Origin of the sequence: Mesorhizobium sp. L103C105A0, assembly GCF_000502215.1 — a bacterium.
Taxonomy (GTDB): Bacteria; Pseudomonadota; Alphaproteobacteria; order Rhizobiales; family Rhizobiaceae; genus Mesorhizobium.
Genome location: NZ_AYXF01000041.1, coordinates 1 through 1,244 on the forward strand (window position 1 = coordinate 1; position 1,244 = coordinate 1,244).

Genomic DNA, 1,244 nt, shown 5'->3' on the forward strand with positions numbered 1-1,244 from the left:
GCGATTCGTGTGTCATCGCAGTGTAGAATCACACCCGATTCCGCAGGGCAATACCTATCTTAGCGCCTATGCCCACTTGGGGGGAGATTGGCTTCACTGCAGATGCGGTTTCTTCAAAAAGCTGTTTCGGTCGGCGGATTTCACTCGCAGCCAAGTCTCACGACCGTCACGCACGACCCTGAGAGGAATCTCCGAACCCGCCGGATTCTGCCATAGCTTGCGGTAGAAATCGGCGAGACCGTCGACCTCGCCATCGCGCACGTCGGAGATGATGTCGCCCTGGCGCAGGCCGGCCTTGGCGGCGGGGCCGCCTTCGGCGACGCTCATCACCACGACCGCACCGTTGCTCTCGGCCGAGAAGGCGCCGAGCCATGGGCGCGGCGGCTTCGCCACCTGGCCGCGCGTCAGCAGATCGTCGAGGATCGGGGTCAGAAGGTTGATCGGCACGACCATGTTGATGTCGGCGACCTCGCCGTTGCGGCTCATCTGCAAAAGCAGCGAACCGATGCCGAGCAGGCTGCCATCCTGGCCGATGAGCGCCGCGCCGCCCCAGGACGGGTGCGCCGGGGCAATGAAGATCGCCTCGTCAAGCAGATATTCCCAATAGCCGGCGAATTCCTGCTTGGTGACGATGTGTGCCTTGACCGAGCGGCCGGTTCCGTCGGCAAACACCACGGGGTCGCCGATCTTGGCCTTCGAGGCGTCGCCCAGCGCCACCGCCGGCAGGCCGAGCGGCGCCAGCGCCTGCACCAGGCCGAAGCCTGTCTCCTGGTCATAGGCCAGCGCATGCGCCGGCACGACGCGGCCGTCCTGGTCGGTCAGCCAGACCTCCTCGGCCTCGGTGATGAGATAGCCTATGGTGAGCACCAGCCCGTCGCCGCGGATGACGACGCCGCTGCCTTCCCGGCGCGTGCCCAGGGCATTGGCCGTGAAGGCATCGTCGGGAACCATGGCGCGCACGCCAACGACGGAGCGCAAGAGCGGGGAAACGGGATCGATCGGCATGCTTTCATCCTGGCAGATATGCGTGGGCAGTATCCTCTATAGGTATGCCGCGCTGCACAGGGCGCAAGGGCTTAGGCAACAAGGCAATCATTTCAGAGGCTGGCGCTGCTCCTCGTCCGCCTGCCGGCACCTTCTCCCCGTATAGCGACGGGGAGAAGGGAGATGTGTCCGAACCGGATAGATAGGTAACAGAATGGACCGATAGCATGGGTGACAGTTTTCTTGTCCGCCGGAGGACC

Annotated in this window: 1 protein-coding gene; it reads right to left on the reverse strand. The window is 64.2% G+C overall.

The features are described from left to right. Positions 1 to 93 precede the first annotated feature (93 nt). A complete protein-coding gene (locus tag X727_RS135255) occupies positions 94 to 1,005 on the reverse strand; it encodes a S1C family serine protease (RefSeq protein ID WP_023671416.1) in 912 nt (303 codons plus the stop codon). Between the last annotated feature and the right edge of the window lie 239 nt (positions 1,006 to 1,244).

What these genes read in the sequence shown, in the direction of transcription:
- X727_RS135255 (WP_023671416.1), bottom strand. Translation starts at nt 1,005, where the DNA reads ATGCCGATCGATCCCGTTTCCCCGCTCTTGCGCTCCGTCGTTGGCGTG.